At 63.5% G+C, this 23,456-nt stretch carries 27 protein-coding genes; 13 read left to right on the forward strand and 14 right to left on the reverse strand.

The window, feature by feature from the left end:
• Positions 1–86: 86 nt before the first annotated feature.
• From NCR93_RS04490 to NCR93_RS04515, 6 genes are all read left to right on the forward strand, one after another.
• Positions 87–728, forward strand: coding sequence for a chorismate--pyruvate lyase family protein (locus NCR93_RS04490; protein ID WP_175981851.1), 642 nt, complete (start codon positions 87–89; stop codon positions 726–728).
• Positions 725–1,207 carry a DNA-deoxyinosine glycosylase gene (locus NCR93_RS04495; RefSeq protein ID WP_175981853.1) on the forward strand — a complete coding sequence of 161 codons (483 nt, stop codon included), beginning with the start codon at positions 725–727 and terminating at the stop codon, positions 1,205–1,207. Before NCR93_RS04490 ends, NCR93_RS04495 begins: the two co-directional genes overlap by 4 nt.
• Positions 1,204–2,097 carry a class I SAM-dependent methyltransferase gene (locus NCR93_RS04500; RefSeq protein ID WP_175981856.1) on the forward strand — a complete coding sequence of 298 codons (894 nt, stop codon included), beginning with the start codon at positions 1,204–1,206 and terminating at the stop codon, positions 2,095–2,097. The genes NCR93_RS04495 and NCR93_RS04500 overlap by 4 nt, the downstream gene beginning before the upstream one ends.
• A gap of 228 nt (positions 2,098–2,325) precedes the next feature.
• Positions 2,326–2,574, forward strand: coding sequence for a DUF3311 domain-containing protein (locus NCR93_RS04505; protein WP_008350708.1), 249 nt, complete (start codon positions 2,326–2,328; stop codon positions 2,572–2,574).
• A complete protein-coding gene (gene mctP / locus NCR93_RS04510; protein ID WP_008350706.1) occupies positions 2,574–4,124 on the forward strand; it encodes a monocarboxylate uptake permease MctP in 1,551 nt (516 codons plus the stop codon). Before NCR93_RS04505 ends, mctP begins: the two co-directional genes overlap by 1 nt.
• Before the next feature lie 113 nt (positions 4,125–4,237).
• The gene (locus NCR93_RS04515; protein WP_175981858.1) at positions 4,238–5,344 is read left to right on the forward strand and encodes an FUSC family protein; all 1,107 of its coding nucleotides are present in this window, start codon (positions 4,238–4,240) and stop codon (positions 5,342–5,344) included.
• A 12-nt stretch (positions 5,345–5,356) separates the two neighbouring features.
• Here NCR93_RS04515 and NCR93_RS04520 read toward each other — a convergent pair whose 3' ends face one another.
• The 7 genes from NCR93_RS04520 to NCR93_RS04550 form a co-directional block, all read right to left on the reverse strand.
• On the reverse strand, positions 5,357–5,785 hold the full coding sequence (locus NCR93_RS04520) for a VOC family protein (protein ID WP_008350703.1): 429 nt from the start codon (positions 5,783–5,785) through the stop codon (positions 5,357–5,359).
• 176 nt (positions 5,786–5,961) lie between these two features.
• Positions 5,962–6,915: a transaldolase gene (gene tal / locus NCR93_RS04525; protein ID WP_008350701.1), complete on the reverse strand. Its 954-nt coding sequence runs from the start codon at positions 6,913–6,915 to the stop codon at positions 5,962–5,964.
• A gap of 238 nt (positions 6,916–7,153) precedes the next feature.
• Complete coding sequence (locus NCR93_RS04530; protein WP_175981860.1) at positions 7,154–7,402, reverse strand: energy transducer TonB; 249 nt, start codon at positions 7,400–7,402, stop codon at positions 7,154–7,156.
• 72 nt (positions 7,403–7,474) lie between these two features.
• Positions 7,475–8,671 (reverse strand): benzoate/H(+) symporter BenE family transporter, encoded by a 1,197-nt coding sequence (locus NCR93_RS04535; protein WP_175981862.1) that lies wholly within the window; start codon positions 8,669–8,671, stop codon positions 7,475–7,477.
• A gap of 13 nt (positions 8,672–8,684) precedes the next feature.
• On the reverse strand, positions 8,685–9,860 hold the full coding sequence (locus NCR93_RS04540) for a vWA domain-containing protein (protein ID WP_008350694.1): 1,176 nt from the start codon (positions 9,858–9,860) through the stop codon (positions 8,685–8,687).
• Between the two features lie 19 nt (positions 9,861–9,879).
• Positions 9,880–10,470, reverse strand: a complete 591-nt coding sequence (locus NCR93_RS04545; RefSeq protein ID WP_008350692.1) for a GNAT family N-acetyltransferase — start codon at positions 10,468–10,470, stop codon at positions 9,880–9,882.
• A 7-nt stretch (positions 10,471–10,477) separates the two neighbouring features.
• On the reverse strand, positions 10,478–11,320 hold the full coding sequence (locus NCR93_RS04550; protein ID WP_008350690.1) for an AAA family ATPase: 843 nt from the start codon (positions 11,318–11,320) through the stop codon (positions 10,478–10,480).
• A 398-nt stretch (positions 11,321–11,718) separates the two neighbouring features.
• On the opposite strand from NCR93_RS04550, the gene NCR93_RS04555 reads away from it, so the two are divergent.
• A complete protein-coding gene (locus NCR93_RS04555) occupies positions 11,719–12,084 on the forward strand; it encodes a c-type cytochrome (protein WP_008350687.1) in 366 nt (121 codons plus the stop codon).
• Positions 12,085–12,124: 40 nt separating this feature from the next.
• Positions 12,125–12,505 (forward strand): c-type cytochrome, encoded by a 381-nt coding sequence (locus tag NCR93_RS04560; RefSeq protein WP_008350685.1) that lies wholly within the window; start codon positions 12,125–12,127, stop codon positions 12,503–12,505.
• Positions 12,506–12,586: 81 nt separating this feature from the next.
• Here the strand turns inward: NCR93_RS04560 and NCR93_RS04565 are convergent, their stop codons facing one another.
• The 3 genes from NCR93_RS04565 to rsxB form a co-directional block, all read right to left on the reverse strand.
• Positions 12,587–13,018, reverse strand: coding sequence for a DUF1841 family protein (locus NCR93_RS04565; protein WP_008350683.1), 432 nt, complete (start codon positions 13,016–13,018; stop codon positions 12,587–12,589).
• A gap of 75 nt (positions 13,019–13,093) precedes the next feature.
• Complete coding sequence (gene nth, locus NCR93_RS04570) at positions 13,094–13,738, reverse strand: endonuclease III (protein ID WP_008350681.1); 645 nt, start codon at positions 13,736–13,738, stop codon at positions 13,094–13,096.
• A 16-nt stretch (positions 13,739–13,754) separates the two neighbouring features.
• On the reverse strand, positions 13,755–14,591 hold the full coding sequence (rsxB, locus tag NCR93_RS04575; RefSeq protein ID WP_034471253.1) for an electron transport complex subunit RsxB: 837 nt from the start codon (positions 14,589–14,591) through the stop codon (positions 13,755–13,757).
• Positions 14,592–14,970: 379 nt separating this feature from the next.
• On the opposite strand from rsxB, the gene NCR93_RS04580 reads away from it, so the two are divergent.
• Positions 14,971–15,603 carry a TetR/AcrR family transcriptional regulator gene (locus NCR93_RS04580; protein ID WP_008350673.1) on the forward strand — a complete coding sequence of 211 codons (633 nt, stop codon included), beginning with the start codon at positions 14,971–14,973 and terminating at the stop codon, positions 15,601–15,603.
• 109 nt (positions 15,604–15,712) lie between these two features.
• Here NCR93_RS04580 and NCR93_RS04585 read toward each other — a convergent pair whose 3' ends face one another.
• The 3 genes from NCR93_RS04585 to NCR93_RS04595 all read right to left on the reverse strand — a co-directional run bounded on the left by NCR93_RS04585 (position 15,713) and on the right by NCR93_RS04595 (position 19,602).
• Positions 15,713–16,984, reverse strand: coding sequence for a polyhydroxyalkanoate depolymerase (locus tag NCR93_RS04585; RefSeq protein WP_008350671.1), 1,272 nt, complete (start codon positions 16,982–16,984; stop codon positions 15,713–15,715).
• Positions 16,985–17,339: 355 nt separating this feature from the next.
• The gene (locus NCR93_RS04590) at positions 17,340–19,214 is read right to left on the reverse strand and encodes a glycoside hydrolase family 15 protein (protein WP_175981864.1); all 1,875 of its coding nucleotides are present in this window, start codon (positions 19,212–19,214) and stop codon (positions 17,340–17,342) included.
• 223 nt (positions 19,215–19,437) lie between these two features.
• Entirely contained in the window at positions 19,438–19,602 is a 165-nt protein-coding gene (locus NCR93_RS04595; protein ID WP_250532177.1) for a hypothetical protein, read from the reverse strand.
• Positions 19,603–19,665: 63 nt separating this feature from the next.
• Here NCR93_RS04595 and NCR93_RS04600 point away from each other — a divergent pair, with 63 nt between their 5' ends.
• A complete protein-coding gene (locus tag NCR93_RS04600) occupies positions 19,666–19,914 on the forward strand; it encodes a hypothetical protein (RefSeq protein ID WP_033536686.1) in 249 nt (82 codons plus the stop codon).
• A gap of 151 nt (positions 19,915–20,065) precedes the next feature.
• Here NCR93_RS04600 and NCR93_RS04605 read toward each other — a convergent pair whose 3' ends face one another.
• Positions 20,066–20,218, reverse strand: a complete 153-nt coding sequence (locus NCR93_RS04605) for a DUF3096 domain-containing protein (protein WP_008350665.1) — start codon at positions 20,216–20,218, stop codon at positions 20,066–20,068.
• A 177-nt stretch (positions 20,219–20,395) separates the two neighbouring features.
• Here NCR93_RS04605 and NCR93_RS04610 point away from each other — a divergent pair, with 177 nt between their 5' ends.
• The 3 genes from NCR93_RS04610 to NCR93_RS04620 all read left to right on the forward strand — a co-directional run bounded on the left by NCR93_RS04610 (position 20,396) and on the right by NCR93_RS04620 (position 23,453).
• Positions 20,396–21,712, forward strand: coding sequence for a lactonase family protein (locus tag NCR93_RS04610; RefSeq protein WP_175981866.1), 1,317 nt, complete (start codon positions 20,396–20,398; stop codon positions 21,710–21,712).
• Positions 21,713–21,751: 39 nt separating this feature from the next.
• Entirely contained in the window at positions 21,752–22,315 is a 564-nt protein-coding gene (locus NCR93_RS04615; RefSeq protein WP_008350661.1) for a phospholipid:lipid A palmitoyltransferase, read from the forward strand.
• Between the two features lie 85 nt (positions 22,316–22,400).
• Entirely contained in the window at positions 22,401–23,453 is a 1,053-nt protein-coding gene (locus NCR93_RS04620) for a transporter (RefSeq protein ID WP_008350659.1), read from the forward strand.
• Positions 23,454–23,456: the final 3 nt, after the last annotated feature.

Consider the following 23,456-nt stretch of genomic DNA (forward strand, 5'->3'; position numbering starts at 1 on the left):
GTTCGCGGCCAATCCCCTTATATCCGTGGATGGCGAGCAATTCCAGCCGAAACGTCCGAATAGCGGGTGCCTCTATAATCCGCCGCATGCTCACGCCCAACGATCCCATCGACGCACACTGGCGCGTCGTCCCGCTTGCCTCGCTCACCGACGCTCAAAAGGACTGGCTCACGCGCGGCGGCTCGCTGACCGCGCATCTGCGCACGCTCGGCGCGGTGACGGTCGAAGTGACGCGCGAAGCCGTCGATATGCCGTGGCGCGACGAATGGCGCGCGCTCGATGTCACGCCGCGCACGCCCGTCTGGACGCGCGAAGTCACGCTCAAGGTCGATGGCGAGCCGTTCGTCGTCGCGCATAGCGTCGTGCCGCTTTCGCACAGCACGGGTATCTGGCAATCGATGCGCCGTCTGCGCACGCGTCCGCTTGCCGAACTGCTTTATAGCGATGGCAGCGTGTCGCGCTCGGCGCTCGTCAGCAGAAGGATCACCGCGCGGCATCCGCTGCATCGGCTGGCATCGGCGCATGGGGAAAGCGCGCATGCGCTCGTCGCGAGGCGATCAGTGTTCAAGCGTCACGGCGCGCCGCTGATGGTCACCGAATGCATGCTCGATGCGCTCTGGACGCGCCTCGACGTATCAGCCGCGAAAAAGCACCATTGGGAACACGCGCGTTCGCTCGAACATCTGAGCTCGCATGCGAAGCGCGTCGCGCACGGCGAGGCGAAATGAAGCTCGCGGGATTCGAACCGGTCGGCGATGACGCCACGCACACCCTCATCCTCGGCAGCTTTCCGGGCGTCGCATCGCTGGCGGCGACGCAGTATTACGCGCATCCGCGCAATCAGTTCTGGCGGCTCGTCGGCGCGGCGATCGGGGAATCGCTGCACGAACTGAGCTACGACGAACGTCTGGCGCGCGTGAAGCAGCACGGCATCGGCTTATGGGACGTACTCGCCGCGTGCGAACGCGAAGGCAGTCTCGATGCCGCGATCCGCAACGCATCGCCCAACGACTTCGCCGTGTTCCGCACGCGCTTCCCGAACTTGCGCAAGGTCTGCTTCAACGGCAAGACCTCGGGCAAGTTCGCGCCCGTCCTTGCAGCGGCAGGCTACGCGACGCTCGTGCTGCCGTCGTCGAGCGCGGCCAATGCTATCCTCTCGTTCGATCAAAAATTGCGCATCTGGCGCGACATCCTCACCGCACAATGACGAATCTCATCAAGCGCGCGTCGGCCGAAGCCCGCGCGTTCGGCCGCAAGAAAGACAACGCCAAATCGAAGCGCAATCGCGACGATGACGAGCTCGCGAACGCCCCGCGCATCGAGGCGCCGCGCAAGCCGCGCTTCGCGCCCGTGACGTTCTCGGAAGAGGGCGGCGTGCGCTATCTGCATTTCGGCACCGAATGGGTGCAAGGCGCGATGCGTTTGAAGAAGCCCGATCACATCGAGCTCGAATACGCGCAGCAGATGATGGCGTGGCTGCTCTTCATCGAAACGCCCGAGCGCATTGTGCAGCTCGGGCTCGGCGCGGCCGCGCTCACGAAGTTCTGTTACCGCTTTCTCAAGCGCGCGAAGGTCGAAGCGGTCGAACTGAACCCCGCAGTCGTGATCGCCGCGCGCGCGATGTTCGAACTGCCCTATGACGACGCGCGCCTCACCGTCACCGAGCGCGACGCGTGGGAGTTCGTCAACGATCGCGCGAACCACGGCACGATCGGCGCATTGCAGATCGATCTCTACGACGCCACCGCGCGCGGCCCCGTCCTCGACAGCGTGTCGTTCTATCGTGCGTGCCGCGCGTGTCTCACGCCCGAGGCGGGCGTCGTCACGATCAATCTGTTCGGCGATCATCCGAGCTTCGTGCGCAACATGCGGCATCTGAACGAAGCGTTCGATCATCGCGTGATCGCGCTGCCCGAAGTGCACGACGGCAATCGCGTCGCGCTCGCCTTCGCCGGTCCCGCGCTCGACGTGCCATTCGCCGCGCTCGAAACGCGCGCGAAGCTCATCGAAGCCCAACTCGGCCTGCCCGCGCGCAAGTGGGTGAAGGGTCTCGCCGAAAGCGCGGGCATCCCGACGACGGGTTCGTTCTCCATCTGACCGAACATGCATCGGGCCGGAACGTGCGTTCTGGCCCTTTCGCGGCCATCACAGAAGCAAGCAGAGAAATCAGCGGAATCTGAATAGTCGGGATTCTCCCTGATTTGAGCGCTATTTATCGGTCCATATACTCCCTCTGTTATTTCGGGGCGCTTCAAGCGGCATGTCTACCCGACGACCGGCATCCCGCCGGGCTCGCAATAACGACAAAACAAGAGGAGACCGTTCATGGCTCACGAAGCTACGACCGGCACCGGACAACCGCGCAACAAGCATTGGCTGTGGCTTCTGATCCTTCCGTGGATCGGTGTGGTCTGGGTGCCTTTCTACAACAAGATCGAGCCCGTTCTGTGGGGCTTTCCGTACTTCTACTGGTATCAGCTGCTGTGGGTGCTGATCAGCGCCGTCATCACCGCCGTCGTCTATAAGAAGACGAAGGCGCTGCCCTCGGGACGAAAGAACGGAGGCGCGCGATGATGAACACCACCGCAACCTTCGTCTTCGTCCTCTTCTTCGTCGGCGTCACGATTCTCGGCTTCATCGCCGCGCACTGGCGCAAGGGCGATCTCGCCCAGCTCGACGAATGGGGCCTCGGCGGACGCCGCTTCGGCACCATCGTCACGTGGTTCCTGCTCGGCGGCGATCTCTATACCGCCTACACGTTCGTCGCGGTGCCGGCGCTCGTGTTCGGCGCGGGCGCGACGGGCTTCTTCGCGCTGCCGTACACGATCCTCATTTATCCATTCGCGTTCGTCGTGTTTCCGAAGCTCTGGAGCATCGCGAAGCGTCACGGCTATGTGACCGCCGCCGACTTCGTGCACGCGCGCTACAACAGCCGCATGCTCGCGCTCGCCGTCGCGCTGACGGGCATCGTCGCGACCATGCCGTACATCGCGCTGCAACTCGTCGGCATCGAAGTGGTGATCGGCGCGCTCGGCTTCTCGACGCAGGGCTTCGTCGGCGATCTGCCGCTCATCATCGCGTTCGCGATTCTCGCCGCGTACACGTACACGTCGGGCCTGCGCGCACCCGCGATGATCGCCGTGGTGAAGGACGTGCTGATCTACGTCACCATCATCGCCGCGATGATCGTGATTCCAGCGCAGCTCGGCGGCTTCGGCCATATTTTCAGCACCGTGCCGCCTGAAAAGCTGCTGCTGAAAGCGCCCGATGCCGCGAGCCTGAACGGCTACAGCGCGTACGCGACGCTCGCGGTCGGCTCGGCGCTCGCGCTCTTCCTGTACCCGCACTCGGTGACGGCGATTCTGTCGTCGAATTCGGGCAACACGATCCGCCGCAACATGTCGCTTCTGCCGGCGTACTCGCTCGTGCTCGGCCTGCTCGCGCTGCTCGGCTACATGGCGCTCGCCTCGGGCGTGAAGGACATGCCGGAATACGCGCAGTACTTCAAGGCCTACGGCGCGAACTTCGCCGTGCCGGCGCTGTTCCTGCACTACTTCCCGTCGTGGTTCGTGGGCGTGGCGTTCGCGGCGATCGGCATCGGCGCGCTGGTGCCGGCGGCGATCATGTCGATCGCGGCGGCGAACCTGTACACACGCAACGTGCATCGCGAGTTCGTCAACACGAACATGACGCCGGAGCAGGAGACCAACGTCGCCAAGCTCGTGTCGCTGATCGTGAAGGTCGGCGCGGTGGTGTTCATTCTCGCGCTGCCGCTCACGTACGCGATCCAGCTGCAACTGCTCGGCGGCATCTGGATCATCCAGACGCTGCCCGCGCTCGTGCTCGGCCTCTATACGCGCGTGCTCGATCATCGCGGCTTGCTGATCGGCTGGGCGACGGGCATCGGCGTCGGTACGTGGATGGCCGTGTCGCTGCAACTCAAGGGCTCGATCTATCCGCTGCATCTGTTCGGCTATGTCGTGCCGGGCTACGCGGCGGTGTGGGCGCTGATCGCGAACCTCATCGTTTCGATCGTCGTGAGCGTGCTCGTGCGCGTTCTCGGCCTCAAGCGCTCCGACGACCGCACGCGTCCGGAAGATTATCTGGACATCGTGGAAGGCTGATTCCGGCCGTCGCGCACCTGCCCGGCGCGGCGCGCGAAAAGCTGGTAAAACGCCCGTAACAGGCTTCTCGCCTTTGCGGGCGTTTTTTTGGACAGCCTTCGTGTGAGCGAACCATGCTTTCTCCGACATCGACGTCAATCAGGCGCGGCCGTCTCTCACGCCTCGTTCACTGGGTCACGTCGCCGTACTTCCGATACCGGCACGCGAACCTGATCCACGGGCTGCGCGTCGGCCTTGCCGTGGCGATGTCGATCGCCGTCACGACGGGCGTCGACATGCCGCACGGCATCTGGGCGACGGTGTCGGTGCTCGTCGTGATCGGCGGGCTGCAGCACTACGGCAACATCCGCAAGAAGGCCGCCGAACGCGCCATCGGCACGACGCTCGGCGCGGGCTTCGGCCTCGTGCTGATTCTCGCGGAGACGCTGACCGGCTCGCAGATGGTGTTCTTCGTGCTGATGTGCCTGGTCGCGGGCGGCTGCGCGTATTACGCCATCGGCAAGCCGGGCTATGTCGCGCTGCTCACGGCGATCACGATGGTCATCGTTTCCGGGCACGGCGACTTGCCGCTTTCCACGGGTTTGTGGCGCACGGCCAATGTGATGATCGGCGTCGTGATCGCGCTCGCGTTCTCGTTCGTGCTGCCGCAATACGCGACGTATTCGTGGCGCTACCGTCTCGCGGACAATCTGCGCGAATGCGCGAGGATCTACGGCGCTTTATTGGATGGCACGCCGCTCGTCGCCGAGGACACGGCGCGCCGCATGTATGCGATGAGCCAGCGGCTCGTGCAGGCGCGCGCGCTGATGGAGTCGGTCGCGAAGGAAACCGATGTGCCGATGGCGCGGCTGGAAGAGATCCAGCGCCTGCATCGCTCGATTCTCGCGGCGCTGGAAATGCTCGTGACGTCGATGCCGGAAGTCTCGGGCGCAACGCCCAGCCGTTTTGCGATTGCGTGCTCGCCGGGCGAATACGCGGTGCGCGGACAGCTCCTGCAGATGGCGCGCGCGCTGCGCTTCGGGCGCGTCGGTTTGCTGTATCGCGCGATGGATGCGTCGGGCGCGCCGCAATCGATCGCCGCCGACGACGAGAACGCGACGACGCAGGGCATGCACTGGCTCGCGATGCGTTTCGTCGAGCAGGTGGATCGCTTGCGGATGCGGCTGTCGGAAATCGAGCGGCAGTGGAATATCGAAGGGGCGCGGCCGCTCAATCCATGAAGCAGTGAATGCTCAGGCTGCCTGCACTTCGGCTTCGTGCACCACGTTGATGAGCCAGGGCACGCCGAAACGATCCGTCAGCATGCCGAAGCCTTGTGTCCAGAACGTGGATTGCCACGGCGTGAGCACGTTGCCGCCTTCGGCGAGCATGTTGAAGATGCGCTCGCCGGATTGCGCGTCGTCCGCGGCGATCGACAGCGTGAAGCCCGAATAGTCCTTGCGCGGCTGACCATAGCGGCCGTCGGACACCAGAATCGCGTTCGGGCCGACGCAGAATACCGCATGCATGATCTTGTCTGCCCAGTCGGGCGGGGCGTTGCCGCCGTCCGGCGCATCGCGGAAGCGCACCAGCGCGGCGATCTGCGCCCCGAACGCGGCCTGATAGAGTTCGAGCGCCTCGGCGCAGTCGCCGTTGTAGAAGATATAGGTATCCAGTTGCATGACCGAATGACTCCGTGCATATAAAGCGGACATGCCGCCAGAGCCCGAAAGTCTATTGCAACGGCGTCCTACGTCGACTCGGAAACGGTCAAATTACGTCAAGAAGCAGCGAAATGGAAAAAACCGCAAATCGCACCAGTGATCCGGCGCGATTCGCGGTTCTGTTTTCAGCGCGCTTATTGCAGCGCGGTGATCAGCTTTTCGAGCTTGATCGCATCGGCGGCGAAAGCGCGGATGCCTTCCGCGAGCTTTTCGGTCGCCATGGCGTCGTCGTTGACGAGGAAGCGGAACGTCGGCTCGTCGACGGCGATCTTCTCCACGTTCTCGTTCTTCACGCTCTCCGGCGAGAGCTTGCGCTCGACCTTTTCGTTGCTGTCGGCGAGTTTCTTCAGCAGATCGGGGCTGATCGTGAGCAGGTCGCAGCCCGCCAGTTCGGTGATCTGACTCACCGTGCGGAAGCTCGCGCCCATGACTTCCGTCTTGTAGCCGAACTTCTTGTAGTACGAGTAGATGCGGCGCACCGACTGCACGCCCGGATCGTTCGCGCCGCCGTTTTTCACTTCGTCCCATTCCGCGCCGGCCGACTTCTTGTACCAGTCGTAGATGCGGCCGACGAACGGCGAAATAAGCTGCGCGCCCGCTTCGGCGCACGCGACCGCTTGCGCGAGCGAGAAGAGCAGCGTCATGTTGCAGTGAATGCCTTCCTTCTGCAGCACTTCGGCCGCGCGGATGCCTTCCCACGTCGACGCCAGCTTGATCAGCACGCGATCACGACTGATGCCCGCGTTCTCGTACAGCTTGATGATGTCGTGCGCCTTGTCGATGGACGCTTTCGTGTCGAACGACAGGCGCGCGTCGACTTCGGTGGACACGCGGCCCGGAATGATCTTGAGAATCTCGGTGCCGAACGCGACGAGCAGATTGTCGATGATCTGCGGCATCGGCTTCTTCGCGTGCTCCTTGACGGTCTTTTCGAGCAGCGGCTTGTAGTCGTCCTTCTGGACGGCCTTCAGGATCAGCGACGGATTGGTCGTCGCGTCCTGCGGCTTGAATGCGATGAATTGCTGGAAGTCGCCCGTGTCGGCGACGACGGTCGTGTATTGCTTGAGCTGGTCGAGAGCGGATGTCATGTCGAGTCTCAGACGCGTGGCGTCTTGTCAAATTGCGGTAAACAACCCGCGGATTGCCCATGATTGCGACGCCGCGCGGCGACTTCGTTCGCGCGGCGCGCCCCTGAATTCATTTTCCCATTCTAGTCCCGAGCGCGGCGAACGCGCTGATACCGTGCGCGCACGCACGCGGCGTGCCGGAATTCGACCGGCGCGCCGCCTCGCGCGTTCAATCGCGTCCAAGCGCGTTCAGTCGCGTTCAATCGGCCGCGTAAGCGAGCTCGTGCCAGCGCCGCACCGTGCCCGAGCCCAACTGGCCGCGCGCGAAACGCATCTTGCGCACTTCGTCGAGCGCGTGCGCGTCTTTCGCCGGATCGCCGCAGTTCATCTTCAGGACGACGTCCTGGACGTGCCCGGCGTCGTCGAGCAGCACGCGCACGATCGTCTTGCGCTTAGGTGCGGTGCCAGGCGGCGTGGAGCGCGCCAGCAGTCTGTCGATCAAAGCCATGACGGAAATGCCAAAAACGATTGCGGAAGCATCGGCCGGAAATCGGGGCCGATTCCGCCATTGTAGGCTGCGTCAGGCGCGTCTGGCATTGAGCACGACATGCGTCACAACGCCCGCGATCAAGCCCCAGAACGCGGAGCCGATCGACAGCAGCGTGAGGCCCGACGCCGTCACCATGAACGTGACGAGCGCGGGCTCGCGTTGACGCGCGTCCTGCATCGCGTTGGCGAGGCCGCTCATGATCGAGCCGAAGAGGGCGAGCGCCGCCACCGACACGACGAGCTCCTTCGGAAACGCCGCGAACAGCGCCGCGATGGTCGCGCCGAACGTGCCCGCGAGCAGATAGAACACGCCGCACCAGACGGCCGCCGTGTAGCGCTTGTCGCGATTCTCGTGCGCCTCGCGGCCGGTGCAGATCGCGGCGGTGATGGCGGCGAGATTCACGCCGTGCGAGCCGAACGGCGCGAGCACGAGCGACGCGAGGCCGGTCGTCGAGATGAGCGGGGCGGAAGGCGTCGTGTAGCCATCGGCGCGCAACACGGCGATGCCTGGCACGTTTTGCGAGGCCATCGCGACGACGAAAAGCGGAATGCCGATGCTGATCGCCGAGGCGATCGAGAACGCGGGCATCGTGAAGACGGGATGCGCGAGCGCCACATGAAAGCGCGAAAAGTCGAGCAGCCCGAGCGCGCCCGCGACCGCGATGCCGACGACGAGCGTCGCCGGGATCGCGTAGCGCGGCAGGAAGCGCTTGCCGGTGAGATACGTGAAAAACATCACGATGACGAGCGAGGTGCGATGCTCGGCGGCGCGAAAAATCTCGATGCCGATCTCGAACAGGATGCCCGCGAGCAGCGCGGCGGCGATGCCCGACGGAATGCGCTTCATCAGCGTGTCGAACCAGCCGGTCAGGCCGACGGCGGTCAAGAGCACCGCGCAGACGATGAACGCGCCGATCGCATCGGCGTAGGCGACGTTCGGCAGCGACGAGACGAGCAGCGCCGCGCCCGGCGTCGACCATGCGACGACGATCGGCGCGCGATAGCGCAGCGACAGGCCGATCGTGCAGACCGCCATGCCCATCGAGAGCGCCCAGATCCACGAGGAAATCTGCGCATCGGACAAATGCGCGGCCTGGCCCGCCTGGAACATCAGGACGAGTGAACTGGTGTAGCCGGTCATCATCGCGACGAAACCGGCGACGATCGTGGAGAGCGACGTATCAAAGAGGAAACGCGGCGCGGCGGGCGCCGGAGCGGAAGCTTTCATTCGGGTGTCTCGATTACTTCGACAGGGCGCGCATGGCGGTTTCGAGGCCGGCCATCGTCAGCGGATACATGCGATTGCCGAGCACGTTGCGGATCGCGGAGATCGACTGGCGATATTCCCATAGCCGCTCGGGCTCGGGATTGAGCCATGCGTGATGCGGGAATTGATCCGCGAGACGGCGCAACCACACCGCGCCGGCCTCGGCATTGTTGTATTCGACGGAGCCGCCCGGCTGCAGCACTTCGTAGGGACTCATGGTGGCGTCGCCGACGAAGATCAGCTTGTAGTCCGGCGTGAACCTGTGCAGCACGTCGAAGGTCGGCGTGCGCTCGGTGTGACGGCGGCGGTTGTTCTTCCACAAATAGTCGTACACGCAGTTGTGGAAGTAGTAGAACTCGAGATGCTTGAACTCGGCCTTCGCCGCCGAGAACAACTCTTCGACGCGCTTGATGTGATCGTCCATCGAGCCGCCGACGTCGAGCAGCATCAGCACTTTCACGTTGTTGTGGCGCTCGGGCACCATCTTGAGATCGAGCCAGCCGGCGTTGGCGGCGGTGCTGCGGATCGTGCCGGGCAGATCGAGCTCTTCGTTCGCGCCTTCGCGCGCGAAGCGCCGCAAGCGCCGCAGCGCGACCTTGATGTTGCGCGTGCCGATTTCGACCTGATCGTCGTAATCCTTGTACGCGCGCTCGTCCCACACTTTCACGGCGGTGCGGTTCCCCGCCGATTCCCCGCCGATGCGAATGCCTTCCGGGTTGTAGCCGCCATGCCCGAAGGGCGACGTGCCGCCCGTGCCGATCCATTTGTTGCCGCCTTCGTGACGCTCCTTCTGCTCGTCCATCAGTTCCTTCAGGCGTTCCATGAGCTTGTCGAGGCCGCCCAGCGCCTCGATGCGCTTCTTTTCTTCCGCCGTGAATTCGCGTTCGAGCCGCTTCCTGAGCCAGTCGAGCGGAATGTCGAAGACTTCGTCGGGAAGCTGCGTCAGGCCGTGGAAATACGCGCCGAACGCGCGATCGAACTTGTCGAAGTACTTCTCGTCCTTCACGAGCGTCATGCGGGCGAGGAAATAGAACTCGTCGAGCGACGGCGAAATGACCTGCGCCTTCAGCCCTTCGAGCAAGGTCAGATATTCCTTCACCGAAACGGGCAGCTTCGCGTCGCGCAGCGAGTAGAAGAAGTCGATCAGCATGGCGCGCTCTCCATCGTGCTTAACGTTCGAGCCGGAAATTCAGATTGGCGCGCACCGCCGGCCATTCCGAGCGGATGATCGAAAACACGACGGTGTCGCGCAACACGCCGTCCTTGCCGACCTGATGATTGCGCAGAATGCCGTCCTGCTTCGCGCCGAGCCGCGCGATCGCCGTGCGCGACGCGTGGTTCATGAAATGCGTCCGGAATTCGACGGCGATGGCATCGAGCCTGTCGAAGGCGTGCGTGAGCAGCAGCAGTTTGGCTTCGGTGTTGAGCGCGGTCTTCTGCACGCGCTTCGCATACCACGTATGCCCGATCTCCAGCCGACGATTCGCTTCGTCGACGTTGAAGTAACGCGTCGATCCGACGATGTCGCCGCTCTTCGCATCGATCACCGCGAACGGATGCGCGCCCGAGCGGTCGCGCATGTCGAGCGCGGTGTCGATATAGGCGCGCGTCTTGTCGGGCGGCGGCACGAAGGTGTACCAGAGCTTCCACAATTGGCCATCGCTCGCAGCGGCCGTGAGGGCCTGCTCGTGCTCGGGCGTGAGCGGCACGAGCCTGACGTGTTCGCCTTGCAGCGTGACGGGTTCGATCCAGCGGCTCATGTCGTTATCAGCGATGGTTGCGGTTCATGAACAGCAGCCGCTCGAAGAGCGCGACGTCCTGTTCGTTCTTGAGCAACGCGCCGTGCAGCGGCGGCACGATCTGTTTCTGATCCGACGAGCGCAGCGCCTCGGGCGGAATGTCTTCGGCCAGGAGCAGCTTGAGCCAGTCGAGCAGTTCGGACGTCGACGGCTTCTTCTTCAGGCCCGAGACCTGGCGCAGCTCGAAGAAGCTCTGCATCGCCGCGGCGAGCAGATCCTGCTTGATGTTCGGAAAATGCACCTCGACGATGGCCTTCATCGTCTCCGCGTCCGGGAACTTGATGTAGTGGAAGAAGCAGCGGCGCAGGAACGCGTCGGGCAACTCCTTCTCGTTATTCGACGTGATGATGACGAGCGGCCTGTGCTTCGCTTTCACGAGCTCGCGCGTCTCGTAGACGTAGAACTCCATGCGGTCGAGTTCGCGCAGCAAGTCGTTCGGAAATTCGATGTCCGCCTTGTCGATCTCGTCGATGAGCAGCACGCTCTGCTGGTCCGACTCGAACGCCTGCCACAGCACGCCCTTGACGATGTAATTGCGGATGTCCTTCACGCGCTCGTCGCCGAGCTGCGAATCGCGCAGGCGCGAGACGGCGTCGTATTCGTACAGGCCTTGCTGGGCTTTCGTCGTCGATTTGATGTGCCACTGCAGAAGCGGCATGCCGAGTGCTCCCGCAACTTCCTCAGCGAGCATGGTCTTGCCGGTTCCCGGTTCGCCCTTGATGAGCAGCGGCCGTTGCAGCGTCATCGCGGCGTTCACCGCGAGCTTGAGATCGTCGGTTGCGACGTATTGCGATGAGCCTTCGAAACGCATGACGAAGATCCGGTTGGCAAAAAAATCCCAGTATAAGTCAGAAGACCTTTCCGCATTGAGGCGCGCCCGGTATCGTTTGAGCCGCTTTATCGGCAGGTCGACGCTGCATGCCCGAGCGCGGGTGAAGCGTGCGCGCAAGCGGGTTCATCGCGTGTACAGGGACGAATTGTCGCAGGGCAAACGGCTGCTTTTCAGCCGATTCCCCTTGTCAGCAGGGCTTCGGCGCGGTTCGCGTGTGGACGGAGGGTAGGTCGCGCGGTACAATTAGCGCGATTTTTTTGGCCTGCGTGGCGACAGACCCTGCAACAGCAAACAGTCCCGAGAAGGTTGTATTGCGCTCGGCGCGGGCCGCGGCCTTGTGAGCGCCGGATTTCCCCTCAAGCCAGGTTAGAAGAGCTATGAACAATTTCGTCGGCAAATGTGCCGTGATTGCAGCGCTGTCCGGTCTCGCCGGCTTCGCGAGTGAGGCGTCGGCCGACGTCGTCGGCAACGCGAAGGCCGCAGAGGGCAAGGTTGCGATGTGCATCGGCTGCCACGGCATCCCCGGCTATCGCACCGCGTACCCCGAGGTGTACGAAGTGCCGATGCTGGGCGGCCAGAACGCGCAGTACATCGCCAATGCGCTGCATGCCTACAAGAAGGGCGACCGTCATTTCGACACGATGCGCGCCATCGCGACGACGCTGTCGGATCAGGATATCGCCGATATCGCCGCGTACTACGCTGCGCAGACTCCCCAATCGAAGAACAATCCCGACAAGTGATCCGCGCGTGAACGCAAAGCGACAACGGGAAGGAGAATTCATGAAGCCGTCCAAGGCACTTCACTCAAGCTTCAAGGCAGCGAGCGCCGCAGCGGCGCTCATCGGCATGACGGCGTTCGGCAGCGCGCACGCAGCCGATGTCGCAAACGGCAAGGCGCTTTCCGACAGCCACAACTGCGCGGCCTGTCACGGTCCCGGTCTGAACAAGCCGGTGAGCGGCGAGTATCCGCGTCTCGCGGGTCAGCACGCGACGTACATCTACTGGGCGCTGCGGCAGTATCAGATCGGCGGCAACAACCCGAACTTCGGACGCAACAACGCCATCATGGCGGCGCAGGTGCAGAACCTGTCGCAGAGCGATCTGAAGGATCTCGCGGCATACATCGAATCGCTCGATGGCAGTCTCGTGCTGAAGAAGTAAGCGCGATTTCTCCCGCAATCCGCACAACGAAACACCCCGCTCGAAGCGGGGTGTTTTGCTTGATGCGTCCAGTTTCGATGCTTAGTCGCGCGAAGCACGGCGCTCGATCAGCGCGAGATAGGCGTCGGTGTCGGGCGGGGTGCCGGAGCGCTGCGCTTCCCAGATGATCTGGCCGAGGCAATCCATGATCGCGTGCTGCGCGTCGTGCGGCGAGCCGAGGCGTGCGACGAGCCTGTCGTGCGCGCGGCGGATGCCCGGCGGCTGATCGATCGAAAGCTGCTCGCTGATCGCGAGATGCATCGACAGATGCAGAAACGGGTTCGTCTGACCGCGATCGGGCGAGTAATCGGCTTCGCGCGATTCGGGGTTCACGAGCGCGTCGTGATATTCCGGATGCTCGCCGATCCAGTCGGCGGCCATGCTTTCGAGCGGCGTCAGAATCTCGCCGGCGCGCTCCTTGCGCCACGTTTCGGTGAAGAACTGGCGAACTTCGTCGCGGCTGGGGTTGAACATAACGTATTGATTCGATTGCGGGTTTCTGAATCCGCTATTGTAGACCGCGATGCGCAGGTTCTGCCCAAACCCTCTTCATTCGACGGGCGCGGGCGTCTTCGGCCGATACTCGCAGAGCGGCTCGATCGCGCAATGCCAGCATTCCGGCACGCGCGCCTTGCAGACATAGCGTCCATGCAGGATCAGCCAGTGATGCGCGTCGTGCAGAAATTCCTTCGGCGTGAATTTCTCGAGCGCGGTTTCGACGGCGCGCACGTCCTTGCCCGGCGCGAGCCCGGTGCGATTCGCGACGCGAAAGATGTGCGTATCGACGGCGATAGACGGCTGCCCGAACGCGATGTTCAGCACGACGTTCGCGGTCTTGCGGCCGACGCCCGGCAGCGCTTCCAGCGCCTCGCGATTGTCCGGCACCTCGCCGCCGTGCTGCTCGACGAGCATGCGGCACGTCGCGATCACGTTCTTCGCCTTCGTGCGATACAGCCCGATCGTGCGGATGTATTCCGCTACGCCTTCCTCGCCGAGCGCGAGCACCGTTGCCGGCGTGTTGGCGACGGGAAACATCTTGCGCATCGCCTTGTTGACGGAGACGTCGGTGGCCTGCGCGGAGAGCATTACGGCGATCAGCAGTTCGAACGGCGTCGTGTATTCGAGCTCGGTCACCGGGTGCGGATTCAGGCTCTGCAAGGTCTCGTAGATCGCGCGGCGCTTCGTGGCGTTCATGATTCGATGTCCGTTCTTACGCGGGTTTATCGCCTTTATCGGGATGGGACGCGTTTGCGTCGTCCGTAATGCCAAGACGGCGGCGGCGCGCTTCCGCTTCGTCGATCTGCGCCTGCACGGCCGCGCTCACGTGAGCCGTGTTCTTGGGACCGGCGCCGAGCTTCGCCATCTCTTCTTTCTTCTTGCGCGCGCGCTCCAGCGCGGCCTGGATGATCGCGCGTTTCTTCGCTTCCGGATCGTCGCTCGCGGGCTGCGCTTCGTGCGTGGCCTGCGTCGCTTGCGCTGTTTGCGCCGCCCGCGCGGCCTGACGCGCGCTCGCGCGTGCCTGCGCCTCGGCGCGCTCGCGCTCCAGACGTGCCACGCGGCGGTCGTGCCGGGCGCGCGCAGCATCGGCTTGTTCCTGACTCCACGCGTCCCAGCCGGTGCGATCGCCGGTCACGGGCACCATCGCGATGCAATCGACGGGGCAGGGCGGCACGCACAGATCGCAACCCGTGCACAGTTCGGCGATGACCGTGTGCATCTGCTTCGCGGCGCCGACGATCGCATCGACCGGACACGCCTGCATGCACAGCGTGCAGCCGATGCACACGTTCTCGTCGATCACCGCGACGGGCCGTGCGCGCTCGACGCCATGCGTCGTATCGAGCGGTATATCGGGCGCGCCCAGCAGCGCGGCGAGACGCGCGACACCTTCGGCGCCACCCGGCGGGCACCGGTTATAGCTCGCCTCGCCCGCGGCGATGGCGTCGGCGTAGGGCCGGCAGGCCGGGTAGCCGCACTTGGTGCATTGCGTCTGCGGCAGCAGGTCTTCGATGCGCTCGGCGAGCGTCTTGGAAAAGGTTGCGGTCACGAGGAATTGCGATGATGCCTTGGGGACTGGCGCAGCGTGGGCGAAGATCGCGTTGGGAATCGCGCGGTGCGCTTCGGATGCGAGGAAAACGCTTCGGCGTCCACGACGACGGGCACGCTGCCTGTTCGGCGCGCGTCCCGTTTCGCGGGCGCACGCTCGGCTTTGATCGACATTATCGCCGAAGTCGTCAACAGTCGTGCCGAATGGCTTCTACTCCCAATTGCCAACGTCCTTTCGATGTGCGCATAATCGAAGCGCTTTTCCGTTTGACCGCAGGACGGTGTTTCCCAATAACCCTGGGCAGCGCCCGTTCACGTCATGTACCCAATGCGGGCCGCGTGACGCTAATCCGGCAACGCGGCTCCCGAGTCATGCCACCATGAATCAGCCGAAAATCAAAAGAGATCCTGAAGGCACCCGGCGCCGTATTTTGCTTGCCGCCGCAGAAGAGTTCGCGGCCGGTGGCTTGTTCGGCGCCCGTGTCGATCAGATTGCGCGTCGGGCGGAGACCAATGAGCGCATGCTCTATTACTACTTCGGTAGCAAAGAGCAGTTATTCACCGCCGTGCTCGAACATGCGCTATCGGCGCTCGTCGAAGCGGAACGCACGCTCGAACTCGACGGCATTGCGCCTATCGAAGCGATGACGCGTCTCGCGCATTTCGTCTGGGATTACTACCGGGATCATCCGGAGTTGCTGCGCCTCATCAACAACGAGAATTTGCACGAGGCGAGATATATCAAAGGATCGAATCGAATACGCGAGCTCATTTCGCCGATCGTCGCGACGCTCACGGCCATTCTCGATCGCGGTCAGAAAGCCGGACTGTTTCGCACCGACGTCGATCCGCTCAAGTTCTACATCATCCTGTCGGGACTCGGTTATTACATCGTTTCGAATCGCTTCACGCTGGAAGCGACTTTCGGGCTCGATTTCAGCGAGCAGGCGCAGCGCGAGCAGATCGTGCGGATGAATACCGAGTTGCTGCTGGCCTTTTTGACGCGCCGCTGAATCGACGCGGTCGGAAGAAAAAACGTCGCGCCCTTTGCAAGGCGCGACGTTTTTGTTTGCCGCGATGGAATCGGTACCGGCGCGTTCGTGCGTTCGTACCGCTCGTACCTTAGGCCGGAACGGCTTCGGTCTTCGGCGTCTTGTCGTGCTCGAGAATGAACTCGCGCAATTGCGGATACACCATCGTGCGCCAGCGGCGGCCCGAAAAAATGCCGTAGTGGCCGGCCTTTTCCGCCGTGAAATGGCGCTTGTGCTTCTCCGGAATGCCGGTGCACAGATCGTGGGCGGCGCGGGTCTGGCCGCTGCCGGAGATGTCGTCGAGTTCGCCTTCGATCGTGAAAAGCGCCGTGTGCTTGATGTCCTGCGGACGCACGAGCTCGTCGTTGACTTCCCATGTGCCTTCGGCGAGCCGGAATTCCTGGAACACGATGCGGATCGTTTCGAGGTAGTACTCGGCGGCCATGTCGAGCACGGCGTTGTATTCGTCGTAGAAACGGCGATGTTGCTCGGCGTCCTCATCGTCGCCGCGCAGCAGATTTTGATAGAAGTCCCAATGGGCCGTGAGATGGCGCTCGGGATTCATCGCGACGAAGCCCGCGTGCTGCAGGAAGCCCGGATAGACCTTGCGCCCGACGCCGGGATAGTTTGCCGGCACCGTGTAGATGACGTTGTTCTCGAACCACTCATACGAGTGCTCGTTCGCGAGCGAATTGACGGAGGTCGGGCTGCGGCGCGCGTCGATCGGGCCGCCCATCATCGTCATCGTGCGCGGCGTGTCTTCGCCGCGGCTCGCCATCAGCGAAATGGCGGCGAGCACCGGCACGGTCGGCTGGCACACCGAAATGACGTGCAGGTCCTTCGCGCCGATATGACGGATGAACTCCTGGATGTACTCGACATAATCGTCCAGATGGAACGGGCCGTTCTCGGTCGGGACCATGCGCGCGTCGATCCAGTCGGTGATGTACACCTTGTGGTCCTGCAAGAGCGTTTTGACCGTATCGCGCAAAAGCGTCGAATGGTGGCCCGAGAGCGGCGCGCACACGAGCACGATCGGCTCGTTCTTCAGCTTGGTGACGGTGGCGCTGTCGTCCGCGAAGCGCTTGAAGCGCAGGAGGCGGCAGAACGGCTTCTCGATCACCGTCTGCTCGACGATCGGAATGTTGTGACCGTCCTTGACGATCTGATGAAGATTGAACTCCGGCTTCTCATAGTCCTTGCCCAGCCGGTAGAGCAGTTCGTAGCCTGCGGCGAGACGGCTCGAACCCGGCACATAGGCGAGCGGACTGGCCGGGTTGACGAAGGATTTCGATGCTGCCTGGGCCCATGCTGTGAGGGGAGACAGCATGGCGCGTTGGAATTCGTGAATTTGATAGAGCATGGTTGCCCCAGTAACTCCGGTGGAAACCGGTACGCCCGTTGATCCCGGCAATGCTTCCGGCGACGAACTTCAACGGCTTTCGAAGATCCCCGGCGGCGCGGCGGGCTGTCGCCTTGCTGCCGGGGCACTGACTTCCTGCGATGCTTCGCGTGCCTTTTTCGCGTTGCCACCTGCGCGTTATCGACGCGGGAAGAATGCAACTTGAGTCGAGGCAATATTTTCCGCGCATTAAACGTTCAATTCAACCGATCGGTTGAAATTGCTCGCCTGGAAACAACACATCCTGCAATCATACTTTTTGTGCATTGCACAAATATTACCGTCAAAACACTGATTTCGCCAATAAAACAGAGATTTATGACTTTCCGGCCGCAGCGTCGATTTCGGCCTGCGCTTCCGATTCGGCGTGATGTTCCGAGCCGGACGGCTGACCGGTCGCCTTCGCCATTTCTTCCTCGTGACGCATCAGGTTCATCCCGGTGTGCACGAGAGCCACGTGGGTAAAGGCTTGCGGGAAATTCCCGACCATGCGCTTCGCCACCGTGTCGTACTCCTCGGCCAACAACCCGACATCGTTCGCGAGACCGACGAGGCGCTCGAACATTTGATGCGCTTCGTCGATCCGGCCCTGCAGCGCCAGATTGTCGACCAGCCAGAAGCTACAAGCCAGAAACGTGCCTTCCCCGGGCGGCAGCCCGTCCGCGACTTCCGCGGTGTGGTAGCGCTTGACGAGCCCATCGTGCGTCAAATCGGTCTCGATCGCATGTACGGTTCCGGTCACTCGCGGATCTTTTGGCGGCAAAAATCCGAGCAACGGAATGAGCAGCAGGCTGGCATCGAGTGCGTCGCTGCCATAAGCCTGCGTAAAGGAGTTGAGCTTCGGATTCCAGCTCTTCTTCAGCACCTCGGCGCGGATGCGCGCACGCATCTCCCGCCAGTGATCGATCGGGCCGGGCAGGTCGAAGCTTTCCGCCGACTTGATCGCCCGGTCGTACGCGACCCACGCCATCACCTTCGAGAACGTGAAGTGTTGCTTGCCGCCACGCACTTCCCAGATGCCTTCGTCGGGTTCTTCCCAGATCGTGTCGAGGTGTTGCAGCATGGCGCACTGGATCGACCACGCGGTTTCATCGCTCTGCAGCCCGCCGACGCGCGCGAGATGGAGCGCGTTCATCACTTCCCCGTAGACGTCGAGCTGCAACTGGTCGACCGCGCCGTTGCCGATCCGCACCGGCGCCGCGCCTTCGTATCCCGGCAGCCACGGGATCTCCCATTCGGGCAGGCGGCGCTCGCCCGCGATGCCGTACATGATCTGAATCTGCGCGGGCGAGCCCGCCATCACGCGGCCCAGCCACGCGCGCCATGCGCGGGCTTCGTCGTAGTAGCCGCCGCGCATCATCGCGAGGAGGGTGATGGTCGCATCGCGCAGCCAGCAGTATCGGTAGTCCCAGTTGCGCGTGCCGCCGAGCTGTTCCGGCAGCGATGTCGTCGGCGCGGCGACGATGCCGCCCGTCGGCTCGTACGCGAGCGCCTTCAGCGTGATGAGCGAGCGGCGGATCGCGCTCGCCCAGCGGCCGTTGAGCTCGCTTTGCCCGGACCACTCGCGCCAGTGATTTTCGGTGCGCGCGAGTTGCGTATTCGGATCGGATGCGTGCGGCAAGCGCAGATGCGACTGCGAATAGCACAGCGAGAACGGCACGCGCTCGCCCGCGCTCACATCGAAGCAGGCGGTCGTGTGCATGTTCTCGCCGACGAGATCGACGGGCGTGCGCAGCACCGCGAGATCCGGCCCGGCGATCGCGCGGATGCCACTGTCGTCGGGCAGGCGGCTGACCCACGGCACCGCGGAGCCGTAATCGAAGCGCAGCACGAGTTCCATCTTCATCCGTACCGTGCCGCGGCGTCCGATCACGATACGCACCAGCTCCGAATGGCCGTTGCGAAGCGGCATGAAATCGACGATCGTCACCGCGCCTTGCGGTGTCTCGAAATCGGTTTCGAGGACCAGCGTGTCATCTCGATAGCGGCGGCTGACGACCGGCGACTCGCCGTCGGGCATGTCGGGCGCGAGGAGCCATCGGCCGTGCTCGGGCGTGCCGAGCAGCGCGGCGAAGCACGCGCCCGAATCGAAGCGCGGCCAACAGAGCCAGTCGACGGAGCCGTCGCGGGAAATGAGGGCGGCGGTGTGGCCGTCGCCGACCATTGCATAGTCTTCGATCAGTGCGGGCATAAGCGAACATCTTCCTGCAGGCGGCGCGGGCCGAATCGAAACGCGCCACGGGTTGAGCAAACGATTCGGGAGACGAGCGCCCGAGCGAAACGCGGCGTCGTCGGCGGTCGGGGCGACGGACGTCATGCATGCTTTCTGGCCGCATTCTGCCGCAATCGTTCACGGCGAGCAGGAAACCGGGCCGGGCGTCATCGGGACGTGTCGCACGGTTGGCGGAAAATGACTAGCGAAGCGCCGAACGCACCGTTGCTTCTGCATTCGACTGATGTTTAGAATGAAGCTTCGTGAAAGGCATCCGCGCCGCGGCCTTTTCGAGCAGGGCGCGGAAACTTTCTGCGCCTTTCATTTGTCTTTCAGCATGTTCCCGGTCGTCTTGCGCGCGGGTCATGCAGTCGCTTCGCGCAACGTCTCTTCCGGTTTTCAACGTAGCGTTTTCGAGGAACAGAATCCCATGCTCTATCCGTCGAAAGCTGACTGCATCGCCATTCTTTCCGCCGCGAGCCGCGTATCGGACGCCGACATGCTCCTCGCGCTCGATCACAAGAACCTCGGACTGTCGCGCAACGCGATGGACGCCGCCGCCGCGTTCCTTACGGAGCGCGGCTGTTTCAACCGCTATACGTTCGGCGTGACCGGCGTGTCGGTCGGTGCGCTGTCGCTGCAGGGACGCCTGCGTCTCGATCAGCTCGCCAACGGCTGACACGGCCGATCCGCGCGGCAGGTCCGCGCGTCCTTCTTTCGTGACACTTTGCGCACGCGCACGGACATTCCGTACGCGTGCGTTCGCGCGTTCGTGCGCGTCCGCGGAACCGCCGACGGGAATCGGCGTCACAACGACAGTCGCGCGCCCGTCAGAAATGAGCCGATCCCATGCCGAACAGGCCGATCAGCCCGATCACGATCAGATAGATCGCGACGATGAAGTTCAGCAGCCGCGGCATGATGAGAATGAGGATCCCGGCGATCAGCGAGACGAGCGGGGCGAGGCTTAGGTGGATGGTCATCGCGGCAACTCCTGTTGTTGGTTCGAATCGTGTCGGTTGGCTGGTCGTGCAAAGGTGTATCGTCGTTTTCATCGTTTGGAGCGGAACTTGCTCCCGCACGTCCTTGGGCCTTGCGATGTCGGCGGTTTCGCGCGCCGCTCCCGATAACAAGCATCAAAGAGACGAAGAGGAGGTTTCATGCACCCGAGCCAACCTTGCGGCGCGAATCCGCTGATGCACGTCTTGCAAGACGCGCGCCCGAAGCGCGCCAGGCGCGTCGCGTGGGCGAAAGGCGTCGCGCTGATGCTCTCGTTTGCAGCGGCGCAGGCCTTCGCGCAAACGGGCGCGACGCCCGCCGCACCGGGCACCGCGAGCGACGTCGCCGCGTCGAAACCGGCCAGCGGCGACGTCTACGATCTGCTCATCGGCACCTATACGGGCGGTGGCAAGAGCGAAGGCATCTATGTCTATCGTTTCGACACGGGCAGCGGCGAGCTGTCCCGCATCGCGTCGGCGCAGACGGTGAATCCGTCGTATCTCGTCGTGAGCCGCGACCGCCATTACGTGTACGCAGTGAACGAATTGCCCGGCGACAACGGCCCGGCAACGCAACGCGGCGGCGTCAGCGCCTTTCGCTTCGATCGCGCGAGCGGCCAGTTGAGCTTTCTCAATCGCGTGTCATCCGACGGCAACGATCCGTGCTATCTCGCGATATCGCCCGACGGCAAATATCTGCTGACAGCCAACTATTCGGTCGCGTCCAATCCGGGCGGCAGCTTCGCGGTGTTTCCGCTGGCTTCCGATGGCCACGTCGGCAATTCGGTGCTGACGGTGCATCACGAAGGCGCCGGCCCGGTGAAAGGACGGCAGGACAATTCGCATGTCCACTCGACCGTGTTCTCGCCCGACGGCAAGTATCTCTTCGCGCAGGATCTCGGCGTCGACAAGGTGTTCGCCTATCGGTACACGGCCGATCCGTCCGCATCGAGCCGCGGTCTGCTGGGTCCGACCGAATCGCGCTACACACCGATCAAGGCGGGCTCGGGGCCGCGCCATCTGATCTTCGACGCAAGCGGCAAGCACGCTTATCTGACGACCGAGCTGAACGCATCGGTGCTCGCGTTCGATTACCGCGACGGCAAGCTCACGCAAATCCAGACTGCCTCGCTGATCGCGCCGGGTTTCAGAGGGAAGATCGGCGGCGGCGCGATTCATCTGTCGCCTGACGGGCGCTTCCTGTACGCGACCAATCGCGGCGACGCCAACGAACTCGTGCAGTTCTCGATCGATCCGGCGAACGGCCATCTGAAGCTCGTCAAGCGCTATCCGACGCTCGGCAAGACGCCGCGCGAATTCGCAATCGATCCGACCGGACGCTGGCTCATCGTCGGCAATCAGGAGAGCGACAGCGCGTATTTCTTCCGCCGCGATCCGCAGACGGGCGAGCTTGCGTCGGACCCGAAGCGGCTGTCGATCGGCTCGCCGGTCGATTTCAAGTTCGTATCGCCTTCGTGACGCGTCGATCGCGGCGATTGAAACGACCGGGCGCGGACGATGAAAACAACACTGGTCAAGGCGGTCACGATTTCGATGCTGTGCGTGTCGTGCGCGGCCCACGCGGACGACAAGGAATGCGATTACAAGCGCGACTGGATGTCGTCGGCGTGCCAGCGCGTGATGCGCGTCGCGCATGAAGGCACCTGGGATCTTTACGTGACGGGCTACGGCTGGCACATCAACGGCTTCGACAATCGCAGCGAACTGAATCCGTGGTCGTGGGGCGGCGGCGCGGGCAAGCACTGGACCGACGCGAACGGTAACGAAGACATCCTGTTCGCATTCGCCTTTTCCGATTCGCATCACAATTTCGAGCCGATCGGCGGCTACGCGCGCCAGTGGTATACGAAGCCGGTGCTCGGCGGATTGCAGGCGGGCGGCGGATTCTTCGTCGGCTTCACGGCGCGCAGCGACATCGCGCATTACCTGCCGTTGCCGCTCGCGCTGCCGATCGGCTCGATCCGCTACCGGAGCACGTCGGTGATGGCGACGATCATCCCGCACATTCCCGGTCTCAACGACGGGAACGTCGCCTTCTTCTGGGGCCGCTACGAGTTCTAGTACGATGCCTTTTTGATACGCCTGTCTTTCGCATCGACTGAAAGGTGTACTGAGGAAATCGAAAGGCAATAGCAGGGAAAGCAACTTGAACACGACTCATACATTCGACGCCCGCGAGCGCCCGGCGAAGCGCAACGAACCGGCGCCGCCGGGATTCATCAGCGCATTCAGCTTCGCGGGCGGCGAGGCGTTGCGGCTGACGTGGGACGAAGCGCGCGCAGCCGTCGCCGGAGATGGCCCGACGTGGCTGCATCTGTCCGCGAACGACGACGCCGTCGAAGGCTGGCTCGAAGGCGTCACGTCGATGCCGGACGTCGCGCGCGAATTCCTGAACGGCGAGGACAAGCGTCCGCGCGTGCATATCGGATCGAACTTCATGTATGGCGTCGTCGCGGACCTGGAGCTCGTCGCGAAGACGCCGGACGCCACCGCGCCCGATGCCCGCGAGGCCAACCGCGCGACCGGTGCGCTGCGCTTTTACGTCGACCGGCATCGCATGATCACGGTGCGCGCGCGGCCGCTGCAATCGACCGACCGGCTGCGTCACGCCGTGCTCGAAGGCGCGATGTTCCGCGATACCGTCGATCTTTTCGCGGGCCTGATCCGCGCGCTGAACGACACTTTCGCGGATCGCATCGACGAAATCGGCGACTGTCTCGACGATGTCGAGGAAAGCGTGCTCGAAGGCGGCCACGCCAGGTGCCGCTCCGTGCTCGGCGACGTGCGTCGGCGGCTCGTGGAAGTGCGGCGCTTCATCGATCCCGAGCGCAATGCGCTCACGCAGCTCGTCTTGCGCAAGCTCGAATGGGCCGAGCCGCGTTCGATGGAAGCGCTCGTGCAGGCGATCCAGGTGCTGAACGGCCTGGGCGGCGGTCTGGAAGGGCTGTACGAACGCGCGAAGCTGTTGCAGGACGAGATCGCCGCGGCGCTTTCGGAGGACATCAACCGCAAGCTGCTGTGGCTCGCGATCATGTCCGCCTTGCTCTTGCCCGCGACGCTCGTGACCGGCATTTTCGGCATGAACGTGGCCGGTTTGCCCGGCACGAAAGATCCGGCGTCGTTCTGGATCGTGGTCGGCGTGATGGCGTGCTGCGCCGCCATCACGATCTTTCTGTTGCGCCGCTTGCGGCTCTGGTAACGC

The organism is Caballeronia sp. ATUFL_F1_KS39 (assembly GCF_023630985.1).
Taxonomy (GTDB): domain Bacteria; phylum Pseudomonadota; class Gammaproteobacteria; order Burkholderiales; family Burkholderiaceae; genus Caballeronia; species Caballeronia zhejiangensis.

What these genes read in the sequence shown, in the direction of transcription:
- NCR93_RS04490 (WP_175981851.1), top strand. Translation starts at nt 87, where the DNA reads ATGCTCACGCCCAACGATCCCATCGACGCACACTGGCGCGTCGTCCCG.
- NCR93_RS04495 (WP_175981853.1), top strand. Translation starts at nt 725, where the DNA reads ATGAAGCTCGCGGGATTCGAACCGGTCGGCGATGACGCCACGCACACC.
- NCR93_RS04500 (WP_175981856.1), top strand. Translation starts at nt 1,204, where the DNA reads ATGACGAATCTCATCAAGCGCGCGTCGGCCGAAGCCCGCGCGTTCGGC.
- NCR93_RS04505 (WP_008350708.1), top strand. Translation starts at nt 2,326, where the DNA reads ATGGCTCACGAAGCTACGACCGGCACCGGACAACCGCGCAACAAGCAT.
- mctP (WP_008350706.1), top strand. Translation starts at nt 2,574, where the DNA reads ATGAACACCACCGCAACCTTCGTCTTCGTCCTCTTCTTCGTCGGCGTC.
- NCR93_RS04515 (WP_175981858.1), top strand. Translation starts at nt 4,238, where the DNA reads ATGCTTTCTCCGACATCGACGTCAATCAGGCGCGGCCGTCTCTCACGC.
- NCR93_RS04520 (WP_008350703.1), bottom strand. Translation starts at nt 5,785, where the DNA reads ATGCAACTGGATACCTATATCTTCTACAACGGCGACTGCGCCGAGGCG.
- tal (WP_008350701.1), bottom strand. Translation starts at nt 6,915, where the DNA reads ATGACATCCGCTCTCGACCAGCTCAAGCAATACACGACCGTCGTCGCC.
- NCR93_RS04530 (WP_175981860.1), bottom strand. Translation starts at nt 7,402, where the DNA reads ATGGCTTTGATCGACAGACTGCTGGCGCGCTCCACGCCGCCTGGCACC.
- NCR93_RS04535 (WP_175981862.1), bottom strand. Translation starts at nt 8,671, where the DNA reads ATGAAAGCTTCCGCTCCGGCGCCCGCCGCGCCGCGTTTCCTCTTTGAT.
- NCR93_RS04540 (WP_008350694.1), bottom strand. Translation starts at nt 9,860, where the DNA reads ATGCTGATCGACTTCTTCTACTCGCTGCGCGACGCGAAGCTGCCCGTT.
- NCR93_RS04545 (WP_008350692.1), bottom strand. Translation starts at nt 10,470, where the DNA reads ATGAGCCGCTGGATCGAACCCGTCACGCTGCAAGGCGAACACGTCAGG.
- NCR93_RS04550 (WP_008350690.1), bottom strand. Translation starts at nt 11,320, where the DNA reads ATGCGTTTCGAAGGCTCATCGCAATACGTCGCAACCGACGATCTCAAG.
- NCR93_RS04555 (WP_008350687.1), top strand. Translation starts at nt 11,719, where the DNA reads ATGAACAATTTCGTCGGCAAATGTGCCGTGATTGCAGCGCTGTCCGGT.
- NCR93_RS04560 (WP_008350685.1), top strand. Translation starts at nt 12,125, where the DNA reads ATGAAGCCGTCCAAGGCACTTCACTCAAGCTTCAAGGCAGCGAGCGCC.
- NCR93_RS04565 (WP_008350683.1), bottom strand. Translation starts at nt 13,018, where the DNA reads ATGTTCAACCCCAGCCGCGACGAAGTTCGCCAGTTCTTCACCGAAACG.
- nth (WP_008350681.1), bottom strand. Translation starts at nt 13,738, where the DNA reads ATGAACGCCACGAAGCGCCGCGCGATCTACGAGACCTTGCAGAGCCTG.
- NCR93_RS04580 (WP_008350673.1), top strand. Translation starts at nt 14,971, where the DNA reads ATGAATCAGCCGAAAATCAAAAGAGATCCTGAAGGCACCCGGCGCCGT.
- NCR93_RS04585 (WP_008350671.1), bottom strand. Translation starts at nt 16,984, where the DNA reads ATGCTCTATCAAATTCACGAATTCCAACGCGCCATGCTGTCTCCCCTC.
- NCR93_RS04590 (WP_175981864.1), bottom strand. Translation starts at nt 19,214, where the DNA reads ATGCCCGCACTGATCGAAGACTATGCAATGGTCGGCGACGGCCACACC.
- NCR93_RS04595 (WP_250532177.1), bottom strand. Translation starts at nt 19,602, where the DNA reads ATGACCCGCGCGCAAGACGACCGGGAACATGCTGAAAGACAAATGAAA.
- NCR93_RS04600 (WP_033536686.1), top strand. Translation starts at nt 19,666, where the DNA reads ATGCTCTATCCGTCGAAAGCTGACTGCATCGCCATTCTTTCCGCCGCG.
- NCR93_RS04605 (WP_008350665.1), bottom strand. Translation starts at nt 20,218, where the DNA reads ATGACCATCCACCTAAGCCTCGCCCCGCTCGTCTCGCTGATCGCCGGG.
- NCR93_RS04610 (WP_175981866.1), top strand. Translation starts at nt 20,396, where the DNA reads ATGCACCCGAGCCAACCTTGCGGCGCGAATCCGCTGATGCACGTCTTG.
- NCR93_RS04615 (WP_008350661.1), top strand. Translation starts at nt 21,752, where the DNA reads ATGAAAACAACACTGGTCAAGGCGGTCACGATTTCGATGCTGTGCGTG.